Origin of the sequence: Roseivivax marinus (assembly GCF_900109705.1) — a bacterium.
Taxonomy (GTDB): domain Bacteria; phylum Pseudomonadota; class Alphaproteobacteria; order Rhodobacterales; family Rhodobacteraceae; genus Roseivivax; species Roseivivax marinus.
The window spans coordinates 37,065-62,199 of record NZ_FOAI01000006.1 but is presented as its reverse complement, the minus strand read 5'-3'; the positions used below and the strand labels follow the sequence as shown (position 1 = coordinate 62,199).

The window sequence follows — 25,135 nt, the reverse complement described above, 5'->3', positions numbered from 1 at the left end:
CGTAGCGGGCAGGGGCCCGGTCGTGCTCGGCCCGCGCGTCCGCCCGCCGGCTCGTCTCGTTGCGGGTTACTCGGGGGCGCGGGGGCCAACGCCCCCCCGCAACGTTCAGCCCAGCAGCTTGCGCCGCCGCGTGGGCGAGGGCCGAACACGCTCCTCGATGTGATCGTAGAGCATCCCGGCCACGTTCTTCTTCGATGCGCCTTCGATGCCCTCCAGCCCGGGCGAGGAGTTCACCTCCAGCACCTTCGGCCCGGCTTCCGAGCGCAGCAGGTCCACGCCTGCGAGGTTGAGCCGGAAGGCCCGCGCGGCCCGCACGGCGGTCTCGCGCTCCTCCTTCGAGATCCGCACCACCTTGGCCGATCCGCCGCGGTGCAGGTTCGAGCGGAAGTCGCCCTCCGCCCCGGTGCGCTTCATCGAGGCGACCACGCGCCCGCCCACCACGAGACAGCGGATGTCCTCGCCCGCGGCCTCCTTCACGAAGTCCTGCACGAGGAAATTCGCGCGCAGGCCCCGGAAGGCGTCGATGACCGACTGCGCCGCCTTCTTCGTCTCGGCCAGCACCACGCCCTTGCCCTGCGTCGATTCCAGCAGCTTCACGATCATCGGCGCCGTGCCCACAAGCCGCATCAGGCTGTCGGTGTCCTTGGGAGAGGCGGCGAACGCGGTGTTGGGCATCCCGATCTTGTGCCGCGCCATGAGTTGGTGGGCATAGAGCTTGTCGCGCGAGGCGGTGATCCCCTCGGAGCCGTTCACGCAGAAGGTGCCTATGGTCTCGAACTGACGGATCACCGCTGTTCCGTAGGAGGTGATCGTCGCCCCGATGCGCGGGATCACCGCGTCGTAGCGGGGCAGGCGCTGGCCGTCGTAATGCACCTCCGGCGCCATGGCGTTGATCGCCATGTAGCAGCGCGTAGTGTCGATCACCTCGACGGTGTGGCCCCGGCTCTCGCCTTCCTCCACCAGCCGGCGGGTCGAGTAGTTGTTCTCGCGGCTCAGCACCGCGATGCGCAGCGCGCGGTTCGGCGCCTGCGCCCGCACCGCCTTGGAGGCGTAGACGTCGAAGCTGCGCTCGGGCTGCAGGAAGCGGTCGGTGGCGACGATGGTGATGTGATCCTTGAGCGCCTCGCGCCCGAGCAGCATCCGGCTTGCCATGGCGCCGCGATTGGTGAGCGTCACCTCAATCGGCCAGCTCTCGCCGCCCACCTCGAGGGTCGAGGCGATGACGTAGCGGCTCTCGCTCTCGCCGTTCGACGAGGTGACCATGCGCCGGTCGATCACCTTGGCCGAGCACGGGATCACCAGATCCTCGCGGCCGGGCACGGGGTGCACGGTGAAGCGCACACGCGGCGCGGCGCTGGAGCCGAAGGTCTCGATATCCGAGGCGTGGAGCGCGGAGGTGCGCGCGCCGGTGTCGACCTTTGCCTTCAGCGCGGGCAGGCCGAGATCGGGCAGGGCGATCCATTCCTCCCATCCGAAGCGGATCAGGTTCTGCGCGGGGTCGGTCTCGGTCTCGGGCGTATCGGTCATCGGCTGTCCTCGTGAGGTTCGCGGCACGGCTAGCAAGCGCGGCGCGGCCAAACAAGGTTGACGCCCCTTGATAACGAAGACGCGACGCCCTCAGACCTGCCCGCGTCGTCCGCTTCTTCTCGGTGAAAATACTCCGGGAGCGCGAGGGCATAGCCCTCGCTCGCCGCTGTGTCACGCGTCACGCCGGACCGATTGCGCGCCGGGCATTGCGGTTCGTGTGCTCAGTCCAGAACGTCTGCGTCCCGTGCACGGCGGTAGAGATGCCAGCTCGCGTGCCCCAGAACCGGCAGTGAAACGAAGAGACCGAGGAACCACGGCAGCAGAGAGACCAGCGTGAGACCTGCGATCGTCGCCGCCCAGACCAGTGACACGCGCGGGTGTGCGGTGGTCGCGCGCAGGCTTGCGCGCATGGCAGTGACGAAATCCACCTCGCGGTCGAGCAGCATCGGAAGGCTGAATGCGGTCAATCCGAACAGCAGAAGCGCGAAGGTTGCACCGAAGAGGAGCTCCGCCAAGACCATCAGCAGGCCCGCGCCCGAGAGCCAGGCCGCGGGCGTCACCGCCGAGCCCAGGATCGCCGAGGGCCCCATGAAGAGTGCGAACAGCATGTGGGCGAAAAAGCTCCAGAAGAGGACATAGATCAGGATCACCGCGCCCGCCCACGGGATCTGCCGGGTGCGTTCGTGCCACACCACGCCGAGAATGCCGCCCCATGTCAGCGCAGCCCCCGCCGCGCGCCGCCGGCTGACCTCGTAGAGCCCCACGGCGAGGAATGGCGCCAGAAGCGGGAAGGCCAGCGTCAACGACAGCGTCCACGTCAACATCCCGGCGCCGAGCTGCACGAGGCCGACCCCGAGGACGACGTAGACGCCGGCGAAGAAGAGCCCGAATCGAGGCGCCGCCCGGAAGTCCGCGATCCCGTCGGCCAGCGCCGCACGCAGATCGCCGAGTGTCAGCGCCGTATCGCTCCGGGACGGCGAGGACGGAGCGCTCTGCGGGTCCGGCGTGGCGGTCATTCTCGGTCTCCCTTCGGCCGGGCGTTGGGTTTCGTGCACTATAGACGGTTTCATGCGGCGCGTCGCCGGTGGCGTGTGACCTCCGCTGCCGGCCGTTGTGCTGTCTGGGCGAGGGCTCTGCCCTCGCGCACCCGGAGTATTTCAGCCGAGAAGAAGAAGCCGGGGCGGCGCTTCGGGATCGTTCCGGACCATCCTGGTGCCGGGCGGGGTATGCGAAGCGTCGTCAGGGAGCCTCTTTGCCAGCAAGACGGCAGGGAAGACGGCGCGGGGATGGACGCCGGAGTGGCTCCGGGGGCGAGACCCCTCGAGGCATGGCGTGCTGCCGGGTCGAGGTGCCGCTGGCGCGGACAGGGGCAGGGGCACCTCCTTCCCGGTCTCGGAGTGGCCCGTGGCGCGAAGAAGCCGTGCCGGGGGTGGCGGAGGGGCTGCTGCGGCGGTCGGGACGCGCGCCGGCCCGTGTTTCGGGCCGGGCGCCGTGAACGCATGCCGGCAGTTCCGTTGCGGCGCTCAGGCCGTCTTGCCGGGCGCCGCGGGATCGGGCAGAGGACGCGCATGACCCGCTTCTCCTTCCGCCTCGACGCCACCGACGGCCGCGCCCGCACCGGCGCGATCGACACACCGCGCGGCACCATCCGCACGCCCGCCTTCATGCCCGTGGGCACCGCCGCGACCGTGAAGGGCATGATGCCCGAGAGCGTGGCCGAAACCGGCGCCGACATCCTCCTGGGCAACACCTACCACCTGATGCTGCGGCCCGGCGCGGAGCGGATCGAACGGCTGGGCGGGCTGCACCGGTTCATGAACTGGGACGGGCCGATCCTGACGGATTCAGGCGGCTTCCAGGTGATGTCACTATCGGACCTGCGCAAGCTCACCGAGGACGGCGTCACCTTCAAGAGCCACATCGACGGCTCGAAACACTTCCTCTCGCCCGAGCGGTCGATGGAGATCCAGCGCCAGCTCGGCTCGGACATCGTGATGGCCTTCGACGAGTGCCCGGCGTTGCCCGCGCCGCGCGAGCGGGTGGCGGCCTCCATGCGGATGTCCATGCGCTGGGCCGCGCGCTCGCGCGAGGCGTTCGGCGACCGTCCGGGCCACGCGCTCTTCGGCATCCAGCAGGGCGGTCTCGAGGCCGATCTGCGCGAGGAAAGCGCCGCGGCGCTGAAGGAGATCGGCTTCGACGGCTACGCCGTGGGCGGCCTTGCCGTGGGCGAAGGTCAGGAGGCGATGTTCGCCTGCCTCGACCACGCGCCCGAGACGCTGCCGCGCGAGGCGCCGCGCTACCTCATGGGAGTGGGCAAGCCAGACGACATCGTCGGCGCCGTGAAGCGCGGCATCGACATGATGGACTGCGTGCTGCCCTCGCGCTCGGGGCGGACCGGACAGGCCTGGACCCGGCGCGGCCAGGTCAATCTCAAGAATGCCCGGCACATGGACGACCCCCGTCCGCTCGACGAGGCCTGCACCTGTCCGTGCTGCCGCAACTACAGCCGGGCCTACCTTCACCACGTCCACCGCGCCGGTGAAATGATCGCCGGGATGCTGCTGACCTGGCATAACCTGCATTACTATCAGGAGCTCATGTCCGGCCTGCGCGCGGCGATCGCTGGAGGACGCTTCGCCGCGTTCGAGGCGGCGTTCCATGCGGAGCGCGCTGGGGGAGATATCGAGCGGCTCTGATCCGCGAGGCCGCATGGGCGGCGCGCTGAGGCACGCGGGCTCTGCCCTCTCGCTCCCGGGATGTTTCAACCAAGAAGAAGCAGGGGCGTGCGCGGAGAGGGCCGCCTTTTCGCGAAGGGTGGAGCGAGCAATCCAGCCGTCTGCGAAGAAGCGCCGGCTTGCGGCCCGGCCTTTGATCGGCGTTCCGTCGGGCGCGGGAAGGGGCGCGCCGGGCGAACGAAAAAGCGCGCCGCGGGAGCGGCGCGCTGGGTGAAGGTGCGGAGGCGTCCCGGTTCAGGTGGTGATGAGGTCGTCGAGATCGAGGCCGACGATCACCGGGTCGTGGTCGGAGGAGGCGAACGGGCCGTCGCTGTAGAAGGCCGCCTCGGTGAACCGAGAGTTGTAGCTCAGCAGGTCGGGCTCGTCGGCGTTGATGTGCCACTCGGCGAGGCCGGAGACATTGTCGTCGAGGCTCGTGGACGCCATTGCCTGGTCGAGCGTGCCCCGCTGGCCGTCGAAGACGTAGCTGTAGGCCTCGTCCTGCCCGATGAAGCGGTCGATCAGGTCGACGTAGCCCTCGTCCGAGGCCAGCGTTTGCGTCGGGTCCTCCATCGCGTAGGCGTTGAAGTCTCCGATGATCAGGACATCGTCGGCGCCGGTACCGGCATAGGCGTCCGGTGAGCCTGCCTCGAACCACTCGGTCAGTTCCTGCGCGGCGTCGGTGCGGACACCGTTCCAGAAGCCCTGGCCGTCGCCCGCGTCGAAGTTGGGATCGGCGCGCAGGGCGTCGAGCAGGGACTGAACGCCCGTGTCGCCGGGGTTCGCCGCGAGGAACTCGACCGCATCCGCCTCCACGTCGGCAAGGCCGCTGTCGCCCTTCGACTTGAAGTGCACCGAGGAGACGGTGAACGCCTGGATGCCATCGGTCTCGATGAAGGTCGCGGCGACTGTCGGGCGATTGCGCTGAAAGTTTCCGATCTCGATATCGTTGCCGGTCTGGCTCGCGATCTGGTCGGCGAGGTCGTAGGTGCCGGCCGCGCTTGCTTCGTCGAACACCAGGTAGTCGGAGGCGAGCAGGTTCACCTCGGTCGTGTCGTAGATCAGGCCGGTGGTGATCGCGTCGGTGCCGAGGAAGGCACCCTCCGCGCCGCCGGTCGGATCGACGTAGTCGAAGACCTGGCCGGTGCCGCGCGCCGCGGCCTCGGCGTTCAGCGCCGCGACGAAGGTGGCAATGGCCGAATCCGGTCCAAAGCCGTTGTTCTCGATCTCCTGCAACGCGAAGACCTCGGCACCGGTGGTCAGCGCGGCGTCCACCAGCTTGGCGGTCTGGCGTTCGAGATCGTCGGCGCTGGTCGCGCCGCGCGGCTCGAGAGCGCCATCGGGGCCGGTCATGTTGCCGCCGGTGTCGAGCGTGGTGAAGTAATTCAGCACGTTGAAACCCGCGACCTGGACGTCGCCGCCCACATCGGCCGGCGCATCGGGGCGAGCGCCGCTGTTGGTCTCCTCGTCGATGAGCAGGATGCCATCGGGCAGGACGGCGTATTCGCCGAAGCCGTAGGTCACGACACCAGTCACCGGGCCGTCGATCTCGGCGCCGAGGCGCAGGGTCGGACCGGCCTCGGTGAAGGTGTCGCCGCTGTCGATATAGCCGTTGCCGTTGTCGCCGACCCCTGCCGGGGCAAACGCGAATGCGTCGGGATTCTGGCCGCTGAAGCCGTCGTCGATCAGGAGGCGGTTGTTGAGGTTCGCCTGCATCAACTGCTGGATCGCGCCCTGCTCGGTCTCGGGGTCATATAGCTGCGTGGGTTGCGTCTGGGTCCCCGCCGATACGGTGATCTGGCCGAAGCGGTCGAAGTTGAAATTCTCGATCACCGTCAGCGGGTCGTCGGTCTCGCTGGAAAGCGCGATGCGCATGCCCTCGACGGCCTCGTAATCCGGCATCGCGTCTCCGGACAGGCCGATGTCGGCCGGGGTCGGAAGGGGCGTGTCGCCGGCGACGACCGTGATGTCGGTGACGTCCGCGATCTCGGTCAGGTCGAAATATTCCGTCACCGTGCCCGACACCGAAACCGTGTCGCCCAGAGACGGCAGGTCGAGGTTCATGGGGTTCGCGTCGAGGAAGACGTAGACGCCCTCGGAGGTGGAGGCGTCGCCGTCGGCATCTGCGTCCTCTTCCTGCAGGAAGAAGTTGTTGCCGCGGACTGCCGTCACCACGGCTTCGACGGTGACGGTCTGGCCGGCGAGCGGCGAGGCGCCGCCGCTGCCTTGCACGGCCGAGATCAGCGTGGTCTCCCCCGGCTCGACCGGATCGCCGGTCTCGTTGGTGGCGCCGGGCGTGTCGCCCGAGGTGTCGCCGAAGGGCAGGAGGGCGAAGGCGCCGTCTCCGTCGGTCGCGCGGGCGAGGCCCGCGGGGGTGAAGCTGCCATCGGGGCCGAAGACGTCGGTGCTGTAGTTGACGTCCGGGTTGTCGTCGCCGTCGGTCAGCGACACGCCGGTGAGGACGGTGCCGATGTCGCCATCGAAGGCGCCGTCGTCATCGGTGTCGAGGTCGTCGCCCGCGGTGCCGGTGAAGTTCTCGACCAGGAGGAAGGTCTGCGGCGAGCCGAAGAAGTCGAGGCCGTCAACGCCCACGTCACCGGCGCCGAGTTCGGGATTCGACGCCTCGCCGACCAGCAGGAAGCCGTTCTCGTCCGCCACCGCTCCGTCGAGCGAGACCGCGTAATCCACCTGGCCCGGGGCGAACTCGCCCGAGACGGCGAGCAGGGTGAGACCGTCGAAGCTCTGGCCCGGGGTGCCGTAGAGCTCGACGAAGTTCGAGGTGTCGTCGCTGGCGCCTTCCGAGGAGATGCGCAGCTCGTTGATGACGGGGGCGTCCGGCGCGGTGCCGTCGTCGTTGGCCGCGCCCGGCGTCTCGGCCACGGGGCCGAACCAGGTGTCGCCCGCGCCGCGCTGTAGCGACAGGCCCGCCAGCGTGTCGCCGGTCTCCGCGACGCCGATATCGGTCGAGGTCATTCCGGCCGCCGAGCCGTTCGTCGCGGTGAACGTGCCGCCGTAGCTGAGGAATTCGATCACCTCGCCACCGTTGACCAGCGCGACGCCGTCCGGCGCGCCGTTCTGGATGCCCGCGATCTCGAGCGTGTAGTAGTCCCAATCGGCGTCGCTGCCCGAGGGTGTGCCGGGCAGGGCGACAGTCTCGTAGCTTGCGCCGTTCGACCCGTTGTAGAGCACGACCTGCGTCGCGGAGACATCGGCGCCCGAGGCCACCCGCACCTCGACGAACTCGCCCGTGTCGGCGCCGTCGTTGTCGTAGTGAAGCTCGTTCAGCCGCGCGACGAATTCGACTGGCTCACCGCTGTCATCGTCGTTGGCCTTGCCCGGCGAGCCGAGGTCGCCGGCGCCGAAGGCCGTGTCCGCGGTCTCCCAGTTGGTGCCGTCGGTATTGTCGAGCGCGGGATCGGTCAGTTCCATCGACGCGCCGTTCGGGTCGGGGAAGGCAGGGCCGCCGTCATAGGCCACGCGGTCGATCTCGCGGCCGAGGGTGTCGGTCAGGATCACCTCGTCGGCGCCGTTGGCCAGGTTGATGCCGCTGTAGACGTAGTCCGCCTCGATGCCGCCGTTCGCATCGCTGTCGCCGTTGCGCGCGAGGACGAGGTAGTCGCCGGGCGCCACGATCAGCCCGTCCGGCGCCGAGATCACGTGCGAGTCGCTGCCGTCGTCCGAGATCGTCCAGCCGTCGAGGTCGATGGCGGCCTCGCCCGCGTTGTAGACCTCGAAATATTCGCCGTCCGTGTCGCTCACCGCGCTCGGGTTCTGCATGATCTCGGTGATGACGATCCGTGCAGGCGGGACAAAGTCGTTGTCATCGCCGCGGGTCTCGGCCTCTGGGCCGGTCCAGTCGCCCTCGACCGTGCGCTGGAGCGACTGACCCACTGGGGTGTCACCGGGCTCGCTCACACCGATGTCGGTCGATGTCATGCCCGCGGCGGGGCCGTCTGCGGCAGTCAGCGTGCCCTCGTAGCTGAGGAACTCGACCACGGTGTCGTCCTGCCAGACCAGCGCGAGACCGTCGGGCGATCCGTTCTGGAGCCCGGGCGTCTCGACCACGTAATAGGCGAAGCCGTCGCGCACCGTCGCCGGGGCATCGGGCAGGTCGTAGGTTTCGTACTGCCCGCTGCCGTTGCCGTTGTAGAGGACGAGAGAGAAGTCCGCCGGCGAGACACCCTCGGCGAGGCGAACCTCGACGAACTCTCCGGTGTCGGCGCCGGCATTGTCGTAGTGGAACTCGTTGATGCGCGCCTCGGCGGTCGTGATCTCGTCCACGTCGGTGACCGTCACCTCGACCGCGCGGCGAGTCTCGGCGCCGTCTGCATCGGTGGCGACGACGGTCAGGTCGTAGGCGTTATCCATGTCTGCATCGGCAGGGGCCTCGTAGTCGGGCGCCGTAGAGAAGGCCAGAGTCCCGTCCTGCGCCAGCGTGAAGAGCCCCGCATCCGCGCCCTCGAGGGACAGCGTGACCGCGTCGCCTTCAAAGTCGGCGACAGTGATCCCGGCGTCCACGGCGGTGGTGTTCTCGGCGACCGTCACCGTCTCGGCGGCGGTCAGCACCGGCGCGTTGTTGCGCCCGTCGAGCCAGATGGTGGCATCGTCGGCGGCGAAGTGGAGCGCCTCTGTCTGGTAGAGCCTGTCCGTGCCTTCGGCCTCGCTTGAGACCGTGACCCGCTGGAAGAAGCGGCCCTGCGTGACGATGTCGTAATCCGCGTAGCTGCCCGCGAAGATCGCGGTGTCGGTGCCGAGGCCCCCGTAGAACGTGTCGTCGCCGGGGCCGCCCTCGGCGCTGTCGTCGCCGAAACCGCCGAAGATCCGGTCGTCGCCCGCGCCACCGCGGATCGTGTCGTCGCCGAACTGGCCGAAGATGCGTTCACCGCGCGCGCCGCCGATCAGGCTATCCGGCCCGAACGAGCCAAAGACAAAATTACCAAACGAAAGCGGCATCGCGATTCTCCGATACAAGGTCGTGGCCCGCGTGAAGTCGCAGGCGGACGTGACAATTCCTTAACGATTGCCGACCGATGCAGGCCCGAGATGCAAGGGGTTCAGGTTGTAAAGACGTCCGCAGTTCTCGCGAATGGCGAGAAGTCGCCGGTTTTCGGCAATACATCGCCCGCGTTGTAAGCATCGCGTTTCGTACACGTCATCCGAATGTTTAGTCCGCGACGACGCCGACAGGCGGTGCGATAGGACTGGAAAAATTCTGCAGCGCGGCAATACTTACCCGCGAAAGTCGGAATATCCGCTCCCGTAGGACCGACTGCGACCATGAAGAGGTAAGATCATGCTGAGACGCGACCTTCTGGCCGGGCTGGCCGCCCTTGCCGCCATGCCCGCCCGCGGACAGGAGGCCGGAGGGACCGGCGACGCCGCTGCATCCCCACCCACCCCGGACGATGTGCCGGGACTGCAACTCGGGGACGCAAGCGCCTTCAGCCCGGACATGGTGCGCGAGATGGCGCGGAGCCGGGCCGAGCAGGCCTACGAACGGCCTCAGCGCATTCCCAAGGCATGGACCGAGATCAGCTACGACCAGTATCGCGCGATCTGGTTCGACGCCCGCAACGCGCTCTGGAACCAGAGCGGCAAGGAGCCGATCCGGCTCGATGTCTTTCCTCCGGGGCTCTACTTCCCGACGCCCATCGACATCTCGATCGTCGAGGACGGCAATACCCGCCCGTTGCTGTTCGACATGAACGTATTCGACACCTCCGACCAGTTCCCCGACCTGCCGGTGGACGAGAGCCTCGGCTACTCCGGCTTCCGCCTGCGCGCGGAGATCGAGAACCCCGGCATCTTCACCGAATTCGCGGTATTCCAGGGCGCAAGCTATTTCCGCGGGATCGGCGCGGGGCAGATCTACGGCCTGTCCGCGCGGGGTCTCGCGTTGCGCACTGCGGACCCGGAGGGAGAGGAGTTCCCCGAGTTCCGCGCCTTCTGGATCGAGCGTCCGGCCCCCGGCGCGGACGGGGTGGTGATCCACGCTCTGCTCGACGGACCGAGCTGTACCGGCGCCTACCGGTTCAGGCTCGTGCCGGGCGCCGACCTGCGGATCGAAGTCTCTTGCGAAATCTTCGCCCGGCGCTCTCTCGAGAACGTTGGCATCGCCCCGCTGACCTCGATGTTCCAGTTCGACGAGACCAACCGCGACCGCTTTTCGGACTTCCGCTCGGCGGTGCACGACAGCGACGGGCTGCTCATGCACAACGGGGCGGGCGAGACGCTGTGGCGTCCGCTGGCGAACCCCGCGTCGCTCCAGCTCAGCGCGTTCGGCGACACCGATCCGCGCGGCTTCGGCCTGATGCAGCGCGAGCGTGACCTCGACGGCTTCGGCGACCTCGAAGCGCTCTACCACCGCCGGCCGAGCCTCTGGATCGCGCCGCGCGGCGCATGGGGGCAGGGCTCGATCACGCTGGTGGAAATTCCCACGGACGACGAGATCTACGACAACATCGTCGCCTACTGGCGCCCGGCCGAACCCATCGCCGAGGGCACCTCGCGCAGCTACGCCTACGACATGACCTGGTCGGACCAGAGCGACTACGGCACCGGTCTGCGGGTTCTGAACACACGCGCCGGACAGGCGCGCGCGCCCGAGGGTCAACTGCGCTTCGCCATCGATTTCGAGGGGGCCGACACCCTGCCGTCCGACCTCGACGGCGTGGAACCGCTGGTACGGGCAACCGCGGGACGCGTGAATTCGCCGACCGTGCAGTGGAACCGGGAAACCGGCGGCGCACGTTTGGCGTTCACATTGGAACCCGGGAATGCCGGCATAGTTGAAATCCGTGCGCAGCTGCGGCGCAACGGAGAACCCTTGAGCGAGGTTTGGCTATACAGATGGACGGCCTGACACCTGAAATGAGCGATACCAACGAGACCTGGATGCCTGCGGAAACGCCGCTGCCGATGCGTGCGCAGGCGTTCTCCCGTCGACCCGACGAGGCCCGCCGGACCATTCCGCGCTGGCGTCTCGGCGCGATCGCGTGGCGCGTGGGCGCCTTCGGTCCGCCCCTGCTGATCACGCTGTCTCTGATCTACGGCATCGTGCAGTGGTTCGGATCGGGCGGCTTCACGCTGCAGGAAGGCATCGTGGTCACGCTCGTCGGCCTCACCTTCGTCTGGATTTCTCTTTCCGTATCGGCCGTTTGCATTGCCGCGTTGAAGCTGTGGCTCGGGCGTGGACGCGAAAGCGACGCGCCGCGTGCCGCCCAGCGTGTCGCGCTGCTCGTGCCGGTCTACAACGAATGTCCCTGGGACGTGCTCGGCAACGTGGCCGCGATGCGGCGCGAGCTGGCCCGCGGCCGGAAGCGTGACGACTACGCTTTCTTCATCCTGTCGGACACCCGCGATCCCGAGATCGCGGCCGAGGAGGAACGCGCCGTCGCGCAACTGCGGCAGGAAGCCGGGGAGATCCCGGTTCATTACCGCCGTCGGACCGAGAACACCGACAAGAAGGTCGGCAACATCAACGACTGGATCGCCCGCTGGGGCGCCAACTGGGACGCGATGGTCGTCCTCGACGCCGACAGCCTGATGACCGGCGCCGCGATCCGCCACCTGTCAGACGCGCTAGCCCGCGATCCCGATGCCGGCCTGATCCAGACCTTCCCCGTGCTCATCTCGGCCGAGACACTGTTCGGCCGGATGCAGCAGTTCGCCACGTCGGTCTACGGCTGGCTTCTGGCCGAGGGCCTCGCCCTCTGGTCGGGGTCCGAGGGCAACTACTGGGGCCACAACGCGATCATCCGCACGAAAGCGTTCGCGGACAGCGCCCAACTGCCGTACCTGCGCGGCCGCGGCGGCAAGAACGAGCTGATCCTCAGCCACGATTTCGTCGAGGCGGGTATGCTTCGCCGCGCCGGCTGGGCCGTGCGCTTCCTGCCGCGCGCCGGTGGCTCGTTCGAGGAAACGCCGTCATCCCTGATCGACTTCGTGCTGCGCGACCGCCGCTGGTGCCAGGGCAACCTCCAGCACCTGCGTTTGCTGACGGCGCGGGGGTTCCACCCGATCTCGCGCTTCCACATGCTGCAGGGCGCGTTCGCCTACCTGCTGTCGCCGGCGTGGTTCGTCCTGCTGGTCATCTGGTCCGCCATCCTGCCGATGACGCAGGCGCCCGTAAGCTACTTCCACGCCTCGAACCCGCTTTACCCGGTCTGGCCGCAGATGAGCGAGATGAACGGCGTGTGGTTCCTCGTCTTCATCTACTTCATGCTGCTCCTGCCCAAGGTGGCTGCCGCGGCGCTGTTGTTCTTCAGCAAGGGGGTCGCACGCCTCTATGGCGGGGCTGGCCGGTTCGCACTGACCACGCTGTTCGAAATCGCGCTGGCCATCATCTACGCGCCAATCCTCATGGTGCAGCAGACCGCAGCCGTGGTGCGCGCCGCGCTCGGCCGTCCGAACCCGTGGGCGCCGCAGCAGCGGGGCAACACCAGCTACTCGTGGTCCACGCTGATCCGGTTCCATTGGCTCGAGACCATCCTTGGCGTTGTCATGGTTACGGGCATGGCGACCGGGGTTCTCTCGGCTTGGCTCGCCCCCGTGGCGGTCAGCCTGATCCTTGCGGTGCCTCTGTCGCGGCTGTCGTCGGTGCGGGTGGCGGACAGCTCGCTCAAGCCGCTGCGCCTCGACACGCCGCTGTCGCTGCGCGAGCCGCGGGTGCAGACACACGCTCGGGCCGAAAGGGCGCGGCTTCACGCGCTGCTCAAGGCGCCCGCGCCGGGGTCCATCGCGGCCGAATAAGCGCCAGGCTATGACAGAAACAACGGGCGGGTCCGGGATGTCGGGCCCGCCCGTTTCGCGTCAGGCCACCTCTTCGGCGCTCAGCGGACCGGGGTGGAGGCAGGCGCACCGATGAACGTCCGTGCCCGGCGCCGGCACCGTCTCGGCGCAATCGGCCTGCGCGCGCGGACAGCGGGTGCGGAATACGCAACCCGACGGCGGGGACATGGGGGAGGGGAGGTCGCCCGAGAGCGGGATGATCGTCTTCGTGCGCTCGATCTTCGGGTCGGGGACCGGCACCGCCGACATCAGCGCCTGCGTGTAGGGATGCTGCGGGTCGGTGTAGAGCCGCTCTTTCGGCGCGGCCTCCATCACCCGCCCGAGATAGAGCACCATCACCTCGTCCGAGATGTGCTTCACCACGCTCAGGTCGTGGGCGATGAAGAGAATCGCGAGGTTCAGGTCGCGCTGCAGCTCCTGCAACAGCTCCACCACCTGCGCCTGGATCGACACGTCTAGGGCCGAAACCGGCTCGTCGCAGATCAGCAGCTTGGGTTCCACGGCAAGCGCGCGGGCAATGCCGATGCGCTGGCACTGGCCGCCCGAGAACTCGTGCGGGTAGCGGTTGATCATCTGCGGCAGGAGGCCGACCCGATCCATGATCCGCGCGACCCGCGTGCGCACCTCGTCGCGTGACAGGTCTGGTCGGTGGGTGCGCAGCGGCTCCGATATGATCTGGCCCAGCGTCATCCGCGGGTTCAGCGACGCCAGCGGGTCCTGGAAGATCATCTGGATGTCGGACCGGTAGGCCAGCATCTTGCGCGGCGACAGCGCGAGCAGGTCCTCGCGTCCTTCCCAGATCACCTGTCCGGTGGCGGGCACCGTGCGGATCAGGGCGCGGGCGAGGGTGGACTTGCCGCAGCCTGACTCGCCCACCACGCCGAGGGTCTGCCCCGGCATGATGTCGAAGCTGACGCCGTTGACCGCGTGCAGGCGGCGCGGCTTGGTCCACGGCATGTCGCCGGGACGGGTGATCCCGAAGCGGACGTTCACGTCGCGGGCGGAAAGGAGCGGAGTGCTCATGCGGCGACCTCCTCGACCGGGCGGTGGCAGGCTCGGGCGCGGCCGTCTCCGGCGGGCGCGAGCGGGGGCATCACGCTGCAGTCCTCACCGGCATGGGCGCAGCGCGGGCGGAACGGGCAGCCCTGGGGCGGGCGCGCCATGTTGGGCGGGTTGCCGGGAATCGCCTCCATCCGGTCCTGTCCCTGATCCACGCGCGGCACCGCGTGCAGCAGACCGCGGGTGTAGGGATGCGTCGGCTTGTCGAACAGCGGATCGGTCGGCGCGCGTTCCATCACCCGGCCACCGTACATGACCGTCACCCGCTCGCAGAAGCCGGCGACCACGCCGAGGTCGTGGGTGATGAGCATCGTGGCCATGCCGAACTCGGTCTGCAGCTCGCGCAGCAGCGACATGATCTGCGCCTGCACTGTCACGTCGAGCGCGGTGGTCGGCTCGTCCGCGATCAGCAGGTCGGGCTGGCACAGGAGCGACATGGCGATCATCACGCGCTGCCGCATGCCGCCCGAGAATTCGTGCGGGTAGAGGCGGATGCGGTCCTTCGCGCCGGGAATGCGCACGGCGTCCAGCATTTCGACCGATTTCGCCAGTGCGGCGCGTTTCGACATGCCCTTGTGGAGCATCAGCACCTCGGCCATCTGGTCCGAGATCCGCATGTAGGGATTGAGCGACGTCATCGGGTCCTGAAAGATCATCGCGATGCGGTCCGCGCGCAGGCGGTTCAGAACCTTCGGCGGCGCGTTGAGGATCTCCTTTCCGTCGAAGCGGATGGAGCCCGAGGCGCGCCCGTTGCGCGCCAGAAGGCCGAGGATCGCGAAGGCGGTCTGGGACTTGCCCGAGCCGCTTTCGCCGACGACGCCCAGCGTCTCGCCCTTGTCGAGCGAGAGCGAGAGGCCGTTCACGGCGTGTACCGCGCCGTCGGCGCTGTCGAAGGTGACATCGAGCGTGTCGATCTCGAGTAGGGACATGTCAGGAGGCCTCCGGGCCGTATGTCTCGATCCGGCGCGAAGGGCTGCGCCGGCACGCGGAATGGCGCCAAAGCGCCGCCCCGAAGGGACGGTTCGGCGCGACCCGGTCTTGCCGCCGGGCGGGGCATTCGAACTGGGCGGGTGCAGCCATCCTCACCGGTCCTTCGGATCGAGCGCATCGCGCAGCCCGTCGCCGACGAAGAAGAAGCCGAACAGCGTCAGGCAGAAGAACAGAAGCGGGAACCCGAGCTGCCAGATCGTGCCGTAGGCGATGGTGCCCGCACCCTCCGAGATCAGCGCGCCGAGCGAGGTCAGCGGCTCCTGCACGCCCAGGCCGAGGAACGAGATGAACGACTCGGTCAGGATCATCAGCGGCACCAGGAGTGTCGCGTAGACAGCGATGACGCCCAGGAGGTTCGGCACCACGTGACGCCGGATGATGGTCACCGCCGGCACGCCGGTGGCGCGCGCGGCCTCGATGAACTCGCGGTTCTTCAGACTCAGTGTCTGGCCGCGGACGATCCGGCTCATCTCGAGCCACGAGATCAGCCCGAGGCCGACGAAAAGCGCCGTCATGGAGCGTCCGTACATCACGAGGATCAGGATCAGGACGAACATGTAGGGGATGGCCATCAGGATATCGACGGCGCGCATCATCACGCTGTCCACCCGGCCCCCGACATAGCCCGCCGTCGCGCCGTAGATCGTGCCCACGACCACCGCCACCAGTGCCCCCACGAGCCCGACCATCAGGCTGACCTGCGTCCCCTGCACGGTGCGCGCGAAGAGGTCGCGGCCAAGGTCGTCGGTGCCGAAATAGTGCCCGTTCGACAGCGACGGTGCGCCCTCGGTGGCGATGGCGCCCATCACCGCGTAGTCAAGCTCTTCGTTGGACCACTGGGCGATCAGCCCGCCGAACGCGGCGAAGAGCGCCACGACCAGCAGGATCCCGAGCCCCGCCACCGCGGCGCGATTGGCGAAGAAGCGGCGGCGGGCGTCGGCCCAGAGAGAACGCCCGGCAACCGGGTCCTCCTCGGACAAGCGGTCGGCCAGCGCTTCCATCTTGTGTTGATTGGCGACCATGGATCAGTACCGGATCTTCGGGTCGATCCATCCGTAGAGGATGTCGACCACGAGGTTGAACAGGATCGTCAGCGCGCCCATGAGGATCGTCACCCCCATCATCACCGCGTAGTCGCGGTTGAGCGCGCTGTCGACGAAGGCTTTGCCGATGCCGCCGGTGGAGAAGTAGACGTCGACCACCACCGAGCCCGTGATCATCGCCACGAAGGCCGGCCCGAGATACGAGATGACCGGCAGCATCGCGGGCTTGAGCGCATGGCGCAGGATCACCCTGCGTTCGGGCAGGCCCTTGGCGCGGGCGGTCCGAACGTGGTTGAGGTTCAGCGTCTCGAGCATGGACGACCGGGTGATCCGCGCGATCGACGCCATGAACGACGTGGACAGCGCCACAACCGGCAGCACGATGTATTCCCATTGGCCCCCCTGCCAGCCACCGCCCGGCAGCCAGCCGAGCCAGAGCGTGAAGACCAGCACGAGGATCGGCGCCATCACGAAATTCGGAAGCACCTGCGCGCCGATCGACACGCCCACGGCGAAGTAGTCGAGGATCGTGTTCTGCCGGATCGCGGCGACCGTTCCCAGCGTCACGCCGACGAGCACCGCGACCACGAACGAGATCGCGCCGTAGGTCAGCGTGACCGGGAAGCCCTGCGCGATGATCTCGTTCACCGTGCGGTCCTTGTAGACGAAGGACGGGCCGAAATCGAACTCGGTCAGGATGCCCCACACATAGGTTGCGATCTGGCGCCAGAGCGGCTGGTCGAGCCCGTACTTGGCGTTGAGGTTGGCCAGCACCTCGGGCGGCAGCTCGCGCTCGGACGTGAACGGCCCGCCGGGGGCCGCGTGCATCAGCACGAACGAGACGATGATGAGGATCAGCAGCGTCGGAATGGCCAGCGCCAGACGCTTGAGCGTGTAGGACAGCATCGGCAGCCCCTGTCGAAGATCGGCGCGGGCGCGCGTCGGTCGGGATGGGAAGAACGCCCGGGCACGCGGCCCGGACGGGCGAGGGGCGCCGCGACTGGCGCCCCTCACACATCAGGCCGCGATCACTCGGCGACGCGGTACATGTCCTTGGCGTACCAGGTCTGCATCACGTTCTCGGTGGGCAGGCCGCGGATGTCGGGCTTGACCATGTCCACCTGCGCGTAGTGGTAGATCGGCAGGATCGGCATCTCCTCGGCCAGGATGCGCTCGGCCTCCTGGTACATCGGCAGCGGGTCCTCGGCGGTCTTCGACTCCTTCATCACGGCGTCGTATTCCTCGTTGAAGAATTCGCCGTTGTTGTGGCCCGAATACGAGGTGAAGAGGTCGAGATAGGTCGACGCCTCGTTGTAGTCGCCGCACCACGCGTAGCGTGCCATCTCGAAGTCCTGCGCCTGCATCCGGTCGGTGTGGACCTTCCATTCCATGTTGTTGAGCGTGATGTCGAAGCCGAGCGGCTTGAGCATCTGGCTCGCCGCGATGGCGATGCGCTTGTGATCCTCGGAGGTGTTGTAGTTGAGCGTGAGCTCGACCGGGTTGTCGGGGCCGTAGCCGGCCTCTTCCATGAGGGCCTGAGCCTCGGCCATGCGGTCTTCCTGGCTCATGGTCGACCACTCGGTCTCGGGCGCCTCGAAGCCGGCGGTTGCCCAGTGCGTCCAGTTGTAGGACGGCTCCTGTCCGCCCTGCAGGATGCGGTCGACGATGATGTCGCGGTCGATGCCGTAGGCCAGCGCCTTGCGGACGCGCACGTCGTTCAGCACCTCGGGGCCGCTGTCGCCCACGTTCAGCATGTAGATGTACGAGCACGAGTAGGGCGTCGATGTCGCCTGCTCGGGGTACTCTTCCTTCAGGCGCGGGAACTGGCCCGCGGGCACGTCCACGCGGTCGAGCTCGCCCGCGAGATAGCGCGTCAGGCCCTGGTTCACGTCGTTGATCGTGAGCGCCGTGAGGTTCGTCAACACCACGTTCTCGGCGTCCCAGTAGGTTTCGGACTGCGACATCTCCACCCGCTCGCCGAGGATGTGCTCGTCGAGGACATAGGCGCCGTTGCCGACCATGTTCTCGGGACGGGTCCAGTTGTCGCCGTACTCCTCGATGGTTGCCTGGTGGACCGGGAAGGTCGACGCGTGCACCACCATCTGCGGGAAGTAGGGCAGGGGCGTCGCGATCTGCACCTCGAAGGTATGGTCGTCCACCGCGCGCACGCCCAGCTCTTCGGGCTCCATGTCGCCGGAGATGACCTCGGGGGCGTTCACCACCTGCATCAGCTCCATGTACCACGCGTATTCAGAAGCCGTCGCGGGGTCGGCCAGCCGGCGCCAGGCATAGACGAAGTCCTGTGCCGTCACCGGGTCGCCGTTCGACCACGTCGCGTCGTCGCGCAGGGTGAAGGTGTAGGTTGTCTGGTCTTCCGAAACCTCGTGATCGGTGGCGACACCCGGAACGAGGCTGCCGTCGGCGTCCTCGCTGTAGAGGCCCTCGAACAGCTGACGCAGAACGTCGGAACCCTCGACGTCGGTGTTGATCTGCGGGTCCATCGACTTGATCGCGTCGAGCAGCCAGAACGTGAAGGTCTGGTCCTCGGCCAGCGTGGTGCCCTCGGGCACGGGATTGTCGGCCAGCGCGGGCGTGGCGACGAGAAGCGCGAGGGCCGAGGCGGCGAGCGTCGGTCGGAACATGCGGGTGATACCTCCATTGGCGTCCATTCGGACTGGTTGGCGCGGGCGCGTCGACGCCCGGAATGCGGGAAATTGGGTCCTCGGCTGTCGCGCGGCACAACCCTCACGTTGCGGAAGGGCCCGACTCTTTCGCCGATCGGCTGGAACACGCCGATCGTCCGGCATTCCGGGCCACGGTCAAGACCCGAGTCGCGCCGGCACGCAGACGTGAGATTTCCGAAAATGACTCAAGCCGCGCAGATAATTTTATCAAAATTACAAATGGCGATTCGTGGGGCGCTCGCGACGACCGTGTCCCCTTTTGAAGCCGCAGGCGCGCTGGTTTGGCGCACATCCGCCCGCACGCGTGCCGTCGATGGCTCATGGCTCGGCGTGGTCGCCGGGCGGGAATTAAGGCAATGAAATGTCGACATAAATCCTGCGCGTTGACTTGCCGGGACCGCTCCGATACCAGACCGGCGACGCGAGCCGGACGGGGGATTTCCTTTGCGAGTGATGGTCAAGATCAGCGGCGAGGCCCTGGCAAGCGGGTCGAGCGGCGTATTCTCGGACGATGCGATCTCTGCGGTCGTGAAGGAAATCCTGAAGCTGCACGACGACGGGGCCGAGGTGTCCTGCGTGATCGGCGGCGGCAACATCTTCCGCGGCTCCATATCCAGCGACTGGAACATCGAGCGGGTCGAGGCCGACAACGTCGGCATGCTCGGCACCATCGCCAACGGCATCCTCTTGCGCGCCAAGATCGAGGCGACCTCGGACATCGAGGTTCGCCTGATGTCGGCGCTGACCATTCCGCAAATCGGTGAGCCCTACATCCGCCGTCGCGCCCAGCGCCACCTCGAGAAGCGGCGGATCGTTCTGCTTTGCGGCGGCATCGGCGAGCCTTACCTCACCACTGACTACCCCTCGGTGCAGCGCGCCATCGAACTGGATTGCGATTGCGTGCTGGCGATGAAGAACGGCATCGACGGCGTCTACGAGAGCGACCCGAAGAAGAACGCCGACGCCAAGCTCTACAAGACGCTGACCTTCGAGAAGGCGATCAAGGACCGGCTGACCTTCATGGACCAGGCGGCGCTGGTGCTGGCGCAGCAGCACAAGATGCGCGTCCACGTGGTCGGCTTCGACCAGTCGGGCGCCGCAGGCCGCGTGCTGAACGGAGAGACCATCGGCACCACGATCACCGACGATGCGGACGTGACCTTCTACTGACGGCGCGGGCCGCGCGCCTTCCGCGCGGCTTGCACCCCCCGGCGGCTTCGTCTCTGTTCCTCGGTGCACAGAGACAGAGGCCCCGATGATCCCAGACACGTTGTCCCCTCCGCTGCGCGCCTGTCTCGACGGGCCGGCGCCACGCGCCACCGGCTTCATCGTCACCATCTACGGCGACGTGGCCGAGCCCCGCGGCGGCACGCTCTGGATGGGTACGCTCATCGAGACGTGTGCCGATCACGGCATCTCGGAAAGCCTTGCGCGGACGGCGGTCTCGCGGCTGGTCGGGTCCGGCCGTCTGGCGGGCGAGAGGGTGGGGCGGCGCAGCTATTACCGCCTGACCGATGCGGCCCGCGCCGAGTTCCGGCAGGCGGCGGGGCTGTTCTACGATCCGCCCGCGCCAGCCCGCGGCTGGCTGATCGCGCCTGGCGCGACCGACCTGCCTGACGACCTGAGCGCGGTCTGCTGGGCCCGCGTGGCGCCCGATCTCGCCATGGCGCCCGACCGCGCCGACGTGACGCGGCCTGCGGGGGCGCTGCTGACTGCGACCGCGGACGCGGGACGCGCGCCGGCGCGCGCCTTTGCTGCCGCGCACTGGCCATTGAAGGACGTGGCCGACGCGTATCGCACCTTTCTGCGCCGCTTCGTGCGCATGGCCGGGGCGCTGGCGGGCGAGGCGCCAAAAGACGGTGCGGCCAGCCTCGCGTTGCGCCTGCGGCTGGTGCACGCCTATCGGCAGGCGGTGCTGTCCGACCCGCGCCTGCCGTCCGACGTGCTGCCCCCCGACTGGCCCGGCCCCGAGGCACGGCGGCTTTTCGCCGAGGTCTACCTGGCCCTCAGTCCCGTGGCGGATTCCCATGTCGGTGCGAATTTCCACGGCGCTGACGGACACTTGGCCGCCGAAACCGAAGCCACGTCCGCACGTCTCGCGGCACTGGCGACCATGCGTGACTGAAAAGCGTCACGCCAAAACGATTGAATCCCCTTCAAGTGTGACGCTTTTCGTGTTACATCCTCCATCACCCGATCGGCATCGCCGGGTTCGGGGAGGCGACGGGCACGCGCCCACGGGCAGTCGAGGGATCCACACGATCCCGCTCCGCGTTCGTCTCGAGGAGAGGAGGACGACCGATGTATGCACAGATGGTGAAATCCGAGGGCAGCTCGGGCGAACAGACCCCCGAGGAGAAGGGCTTTCAGGCGCGCATCGACGCGGGCGACAAGATCGAGCCCAAGGAGTGGATGCCCGAAGGCTACCGCAAGACACTGATCCGCCAGATCAGCCAGCACGCCCATTCCGAGATCGTCGGCCAGCTGCCCGAGGGCAACTGGATCACGCGGGCGCCCACGCTCGAGCGCAAGCAGATCCTGCTGGCCAAGGTTCAGGACGAGGCGGGCCACGGTCTGTACCTCTATTCCGCCGCCGAGACGCTGGGCATCAGCCGTGACGAGATGTTAGAGCAGTTGCACTCCGGCAAGGCCAAGTATTCGTCGATCTTCAACTACCCGACGCTGACCTGGGCGGACATGGGCGCGATCGGCTGGCTTGTGGATGGGGCGGCGATCATGAACCAGGTGCCGCTGCAGCGCACCTCCTACGGCCCCTATTCCCGCGCGATGATCCGCATCTGCAAGGAAGAAAGCTTCCACCAGCGGCAGGGCTACCACATCATGATGAAGATGGCGCGCGGCACCGATGCCCAGCGCGAGATGGCTCAGGATGCGCTCAACCGCTTCTGGTATCCGGCTCTGATGATGTTCGGCCCGTCCGATGCGAACTCGGTCCATTCCGAGCAGTCGATGGCGTGGAAGATCAAGATCAACACCAACGACGAGCTGCGCCAGCGTTTCGTGAACGAGACCGTGCCGCAGGCCGAGTTCCTCGGGCTCGAGGTGCCGGACCCGGACCTTGCCTGGAACGAGGAGAAGGGCGGATACGACTTCACTCAGCCCGACTGGGACGAGTTCTTCGAAGTGCTCAAGGGCAACGGACCCTGTAACAAGGAGCGGCTCGGCACCCGCGTGCAGGCGTGGGAAGAGGGCGCGTGGTTCCGCGACGGGCTGACCGCCTATGCCGACAAAGCCGCGAAGCGGCGCGAGGCGGCGGCCACGGCGGCCGAGTGAGCGCCGGTTCGACCGGTCTTATAAAGACGTTAGGAGGAGGCGTTCATGTCGAGAGAGTGGCCGCTCTGGGAGATTTTCATCCGCAGCCAGAACGGGCTGAACCACCGTCACGTGGGCAGCCTGCACGCGCCGGACGCGGAGACTGCGATCAACAACGCGCGTGACGTCTACACCCGCCGCAAGGAGGGCGTGTCGATCTGGGTCGTGCCGTCGAAGGAGATCACCGCCTCGGCGCCGTCCGAGAAGGGGCCGCTCTTCGACCCGGCCGAGGACAAGGTCTACCGTCACCCGACCTTCTACGACATTCCCGACGACGTGGGGCACATGTGATGCCGTCGCTTCCCGACATGACGACGCCGAATGTGGTGGACCTCGCCGACCGGGCCGAGGGTCAGCCGCGCGACGTTCTGGCCGACCAGCCCGACCTAAAGCCGGCCTTCTTCGAATGGCTGTGCCGCATGGGCGACTCGACCCTCGTGCTCGGGCACCGTCTGTCGGAATGGTGCGGCAAGGGCCCGGCGCTGGAAGAGGATATCGCCGTCGCGAACGTGGCGCTCGACCTGATCGGTCATACGCAGATGTGGCTCGGCCTCGCCGCCGAGGTCGAGGAGGGTGAGCGCACCGCCGACGACCTTGCCTACCTGCGCGACGTGATGAAGTTCCGCAACGTGCAGATGGTCGAGCTTCCGAACGGCGACATCGGCCGCACGCTCATGCGGCAGTTCCTGTTCGACGCCTGGCATCACCTGATGCTCGAGCGGCTGGCCGGTTCGACCGTGACCGAGGTTGCCGAGATTGCCGCGAAGGCGTTGAAGGAAGTCCGCTATCACCTTGAAAGATCGAGTGATCTTGTAATCCGACTTGGTGATGGCTCCGACGAGAGCCACGCCCGGATGCAGGACGCGCTCGAGCGGCTCTGGCCCTACACGGGCGAGATGTTCACCGGTGATGCGGTGGACGAGGCCGTAGTGGAGGCCGGGATCGCGCCGCTGCCGCAGGACTTGCGCGCGGACTGGACGGCGCTGGTGGGTGAGGTGCTGGAGGAGGCCACGCTCACCCCGCCCGAGAACGGCGACGTCCATCGTGGGGGCCGGCAGGGGCGCCACACAGAGCACCTGGGCTACCTTCTGGCCGAGATGCAGTTCCTGCAGCGCGCCTATCCGGGGGCGGAATGGTGACCGACACGCTGCCCGACACGGCCACTGTGTGGGAATGGCTGTCCGAGGTGCCGGATCCCGAGATCCCGGTGATTTCGGTCACCGATCTCGGCATTGTCCGCGAGGTGCGCCGGGAGGGGGAGACGCTCGTGGTCGCCGTGACGCCGACCTATTCGGGGTGCCCCGCCACGGCGGTCATCAACTTCGACATCGAAGCGCACCTGCATGCCAAGGGCGTGAAGCAGGTCCGGCTGGAACGCCGGTTGTCGCCGCCGTGGACCTCCGATTGGCTGAGCGAGGCCGCGCGCGACAAGCTGCGCGCCTACGGCATTGCACCGCCGGTGGACGGGACTGCCTCGGACGTGACCAGCGCGCGCGCCGCGCGTCTTGCAGGGACGTCGAACTTGACCGTGACGTGCCCGCGCTGCGGCTCCGGCGCGACCGAGAGGGTCAGCCAGTACGGCTCGACCCCGTGCAAGGCGGCCTACCGCTGCACCGAGTGCCTGGAGCCCTTCGACTACTTCAAGTGCATCTGATCGGCTGTCGGGGAGGACGGACGATGATTGCGAGAACCGATGCCCTGGCGCGCAATGCGCTTCACCGTTTCCCCGGCGAGCAAACCCGCGCCGGCCGCGATCCATACCTCGTCGCGGACGCTACGGGCGATTGGCGCGAAGCCCATGCTGCCGGGAAGGCGCGGTCCCTGTCCAAGCCTCAACCGCGGCACCGCGCCGTGCCCCGTTCGCCGCACTCCGCGCCGAACCACGCTCACCCATTCCAAGCGCAGGACGCCGCCTGATGCCACGCTTTCATCCGCTCACCGTCACCGACGTTCAGAAGACCACCCGCGATGCCGTGGTGGTCACCCTTCGGCCCGAGGACGACGCCGCACAGGCCTTCGACTTCACGCAGGGCCAGTACCTGACCTTCCGCCGCGACTTCGACGGGGACGAATTGCGCCGGTCCTACTCGATCTGCGCGGGGCTGGATGACGGCGTGCTGCGCGTGGGCATCAAGCGGGTCGACGGTGGTGCGTTCTCGACCTGGGCCAACGAGGAGCTGAAGCCCGGCGACACCCTCGAGGCGATGGCGCCGATGGGCAAGTTCTTCACCCCGCTCGATGCAGCGACCGAGAAGCACTATCTCGCCTTCGCCGGCGGGTCGGGGATCACGCCGGTCCTGTCCATCGTGAAGACCGTTCTGGCGCGCGAGCCGAACGCGCAGGTCACGCTGGTCTACGCCAACCGGCAGGTCAGCTCGATCATGTTCCGCGAGGAGCTGGAGGATCTCAAGAACACCTATCTCGGGCGGTTCTCGGTGATTCACGTTCTGGAATCCGAGTCGCAGGACATCGACCTGTTCTCGGGGCGCGTGGATGCCGAGAAGATGGATGCGCTCTTCCGCCACTGGATCGACCCGGCCTCGGTCGACACGGCTTTCATCTGCGGCCCCGAGCCCATGATGCTGACCATCGCCGAAAGCCTGCGTCAGCACGGCCTGGCCGACGATCGCATCAAATTCGAGCTTTTCGCCTCGTCCCAGCCGGGCCGCGCGAAGAAGGTGGTGTCGAAACAGGCCGCCGAGGCAGGCGCCATGTGCGAGGCGCAGGTGACGCTCGACGGCGCGACGCGGACGTTCCGGATGCCCAAGGACGGCACGCCGGTCCTGCAGGCCGCGCTCGACAACGCCATGGATGCGCCGTTCTCGTGCCGGGCCGGGGTCTGCTCGACCTGCCGCGCCAAGGTGCTGGAGGGCGAGGTCGAGATGGAGACGAACCACGCGCTCGAGGATTACGAGGTCCGGGCAGGCTACGTGCTGACCTGCCAGTGCGTGCCTATCTCGGACAAGGTCGTCATCACCTACGACGCCTGAGGCGC

At 67.7% G+C, this 25,135-nt stretch carries 18 protein-coding genes; 10 read left to right on the top strand and 8 right to left on the bottom strand.

Going from position 1 to position 25,135, the window contains the following annotated elements; all coding sequences use genetic code 11:
• Positions 1-105: 105 nt before the first annotated feature.
• Together rimK and BMX29_RS09010 are read right to left on the bottom strand one after the other, a co-directional pair.
• Positions 106-1,527 carry a 30S ribosomal protein S6--L-glutamate ligase gene (gene rimK / locus BMX29_RS09015; protein ID WP_092812085.1) on the bottom strand — a complete coding sequence of 474 codons (1,422 nt, stop codon included), beginning with the start codon at positions 1,525-1,527 and terminating at the stop codon, positions 106-108.
• A 221-nt stretch (positions 1,528-1,748) separates the two neighbouring features.
• On the bottom strand, positions 1,749-2,543 hold the full coding sequence (locus tag BMX29_RS09010; protein ID WP_092812083.1) for a DUF2189 domain-containing protein: 795 nt from the start codon (positions 2,541-2,543) through the stop codon (positions 1,749-1,751).
• 552 nt (positions 2,544-3,095) lie between these two features.
• Here BMX29_RS09010 and tgt point away from each other — a divergent pair.
• Entirely contained in the window at positions 3,096-4,223 is a 1,128-nt protein-coding gene (tgt, locus tag BMX29_RS09005) for a tRNA guanosine(34) transglycosylase Tgt (protein ID WP_092812081.1), read from the top strand.
• A 273-nt stretch (positions 4,224-4,496) separates the two neighbouring features.
• Here the strand turns inward: tgt and BMX29_RS09000 are convergent, their stop codons facing one another.
• The gene (locus BMX29_RS09000; RefSeq protein ID WP_092812079.1) at positions 4,497-9,194 is read right to left on the bottom strand and encodes an ExeM/NucH family extracellular endonuclease; all 4,698 of its coding nucleotides are present in this window, start codon (positions 9,192-9,194) and stop codon (positions 4,497-4,499) included.
• A gap of 340 nt (positions 9,195-9,534) precedes the next feature.
• On the opposite strand from BMX29_RS09000, the gene BMX29_RS08995 reads away from it, so the two are divergent.
• A complete protein-coding gene (locus BMX29_RS08995) occupies positions 9,535-11,103 on the top strand; it encodes an OpgD/OpgG family glucan biosynthesis protein (RefSeq protein ID WP_092812077.1) in 1,569 nt (522 codons plus the stop codon).
• A gap of 8 nt (positions 11,104-11,111) precedes the next feature.
• Positions 11,112-12,992: a glucans biosynthesis glucosyltransferase MdoH gene (mdoH, locus tag BMX29_RS08990; RefSeq protein WP_092812361.1), complete on the top strand. Its 1,881-nt coding sequence runs from the start codon at positions 11,112-11,114 to the stop codon at positions 12,990-12,992.
• Positions 12,993-13,052: 60 nt separating this feature from the next.
• On the opposite strand, the gene BMX29_RS08985 is transcribed toward mdoH, so the two are convergent.
• The 5 genes from BMX29_RS08985 to BMX29_RS08965 form a co-directional block, all read right to left on the bottom strand.
• Positions 13,053-14,054, bottom strand: coding sequence for an oligopeptide/dipeptide ABC transporter ATP-binding protein (locus BMX29_RS08985; RefSeq protein ID WP_092812075.1), 1,002 nt, complete (start codon positions 14,052-14,054; stop codon positions 13,053-13,055).
• Positions 14,051-15,019: an oligopeptide/dipeptide ABC transporter ATP-binding protein gene (locus BMX29_RS08980; RefSeq protein ID WP_092812073.1), complete on the bottom strand. Its 969-nt coding sequence runs from the start codon at positions 15,017-15,019 to the stop codon at positions 14,051-14,053. The genes BMX29_RS08985 and BMX29_RS08980 overlap by 4 nt, the downstream gene beginning before the upstream one ends.
• Positions 15,020-15,172: 153 nt before the next feature.
• Positions 15,173-16,081, bottom strand: coding sequence for an ABC transporter permease subunit (locus tag BMX29_RS08975; RefSeq protein ID WP_244889204.1), 909 nt, complete (start codon positions 16,079-16,081; stop codon positions 15,173-15,175).
• A gap of 24 nt (positions 16,082-16,105) precedes the next feature.
• Positions 16,106-17,029: an oligopeptide ABC transporter permease OppB gene (gene oppB / locus BMX29_RS08970; protein ID WP_043844553.1), complete on the bottom strand. Its 924-nt coding sequence runs from the start codon at positions 17,027-17,029 to the stop codon at positions 16,106-16,108.
• Between the two features lie 122 nt (positions 17,030-17,151).
• Positions 17,152-18,765, bottom strand: coding sequence for a peptide ABC transporter substrate-binding protein (locus BMX29_RS08965; protein ID WP_092812070.1), 1,614 nt, complete (start codon positions 18,763-18,765; stop codon positions 17,152-17,154).
• Positions 18,766-19,260: 495 nt separating this feature from the next.
• On the opposite strand from BMX29_RS08965, the gene pyrH reads away from it, so the two are divergent.
• The 7 genes from pyrH (at position 19,261) to paaE (ending at position 25,130) form a co-directional block, all read left to right on the top strand.
• Positions 19,261-19,977 (top strand): UMP kinase, encoded by a 717-nt coding sequence (gene pyrH / locus BMX29_RS08960; RefSeq protein WP_043844552.1) that lies wholly within the window; start codon positions 19,261-19,263, stop codon positions 19,975-19,977.
• Between the two features lie 85 nt (positions 19,978-20,062).
• Positions 20,063-20,932, top strand: a complete 870-nt coding sequence (locus BMX29_RS08955) for a PaaX family transcriptional regulator C-terminal domain-containing protein (protein ID WP_092812068.1) — start codon at positions 20,063-20,065, stop codon at positions 20,930-20,932.
• Between the two features lie 176 nt (positions 20,933-21,108).
• On the top strand, positions 21,109-22,101 hold the full coding sequence (paaA, locus tag BMX29_RS08950; protein WP_092812066.1) for a 1,2-phenylacetyl-CoA epoxidase subunit PaaA: 993 nt from the start codon (positions 21,109-21,111) through the stop codon (positions 22,099-22,101).
• A gap of 45 nt (positions 22,102-22,146) precedes the next feature.
• A complete protein-coding gene (gene paaB, locus BMX29_RS08945) occupies positions 22,147-22,431 on the top strand; it encodes a 1,2-phenylacetyl-CoA epoxidase subunit PaaB (protein WP_092812064.1) in 285 nt (94 codons plus the stop codon).
• Positions 22,431-23,279, top strand: a complete 849-nt coding sequence (gene paaC, locus BMX29_RS08940) for a 1,2-phenylacetyl-CoA epoxidase subunit PaaC (protein ID WP_092812062.1) — start codon at positions 22,431-22,433, stop codon at positions 23,277-23,279. The genes paaB and paaC overlap by 1 nt, the downstream gene beginning before the upstream one ends.
• Positions 23,273-23,794 (top strand): 1,2-phenylacetyl-CoA epoxidase subunit PaaD, encoded by a 522-nt coding sequence (paaD, locus tag BMX29_RS08935; RefSeq protein WP_092812060.1) that lies wholly within the window; start codon positions 23,273-23,275, stop codon positions 23,792-23,794. Before paaC ends, paaD begins: the two co-directional genes overlap by 7 nt.
• A gap of 262 nt (positions 23,795-24,056) precedes the next feature.
• Entirely contained in the window at positions 24,057-25,130 is a 1,074-nt protein-coding gene (gene paaE / locus BMX29_RS08930; protein WP_092812058.1) for a 1,2-phenylacetyl-CoA epoxidase subunit PaaE, read from the top strand.
• Positions 25,131-25,135: the final 5 nt, after the last annotated feature.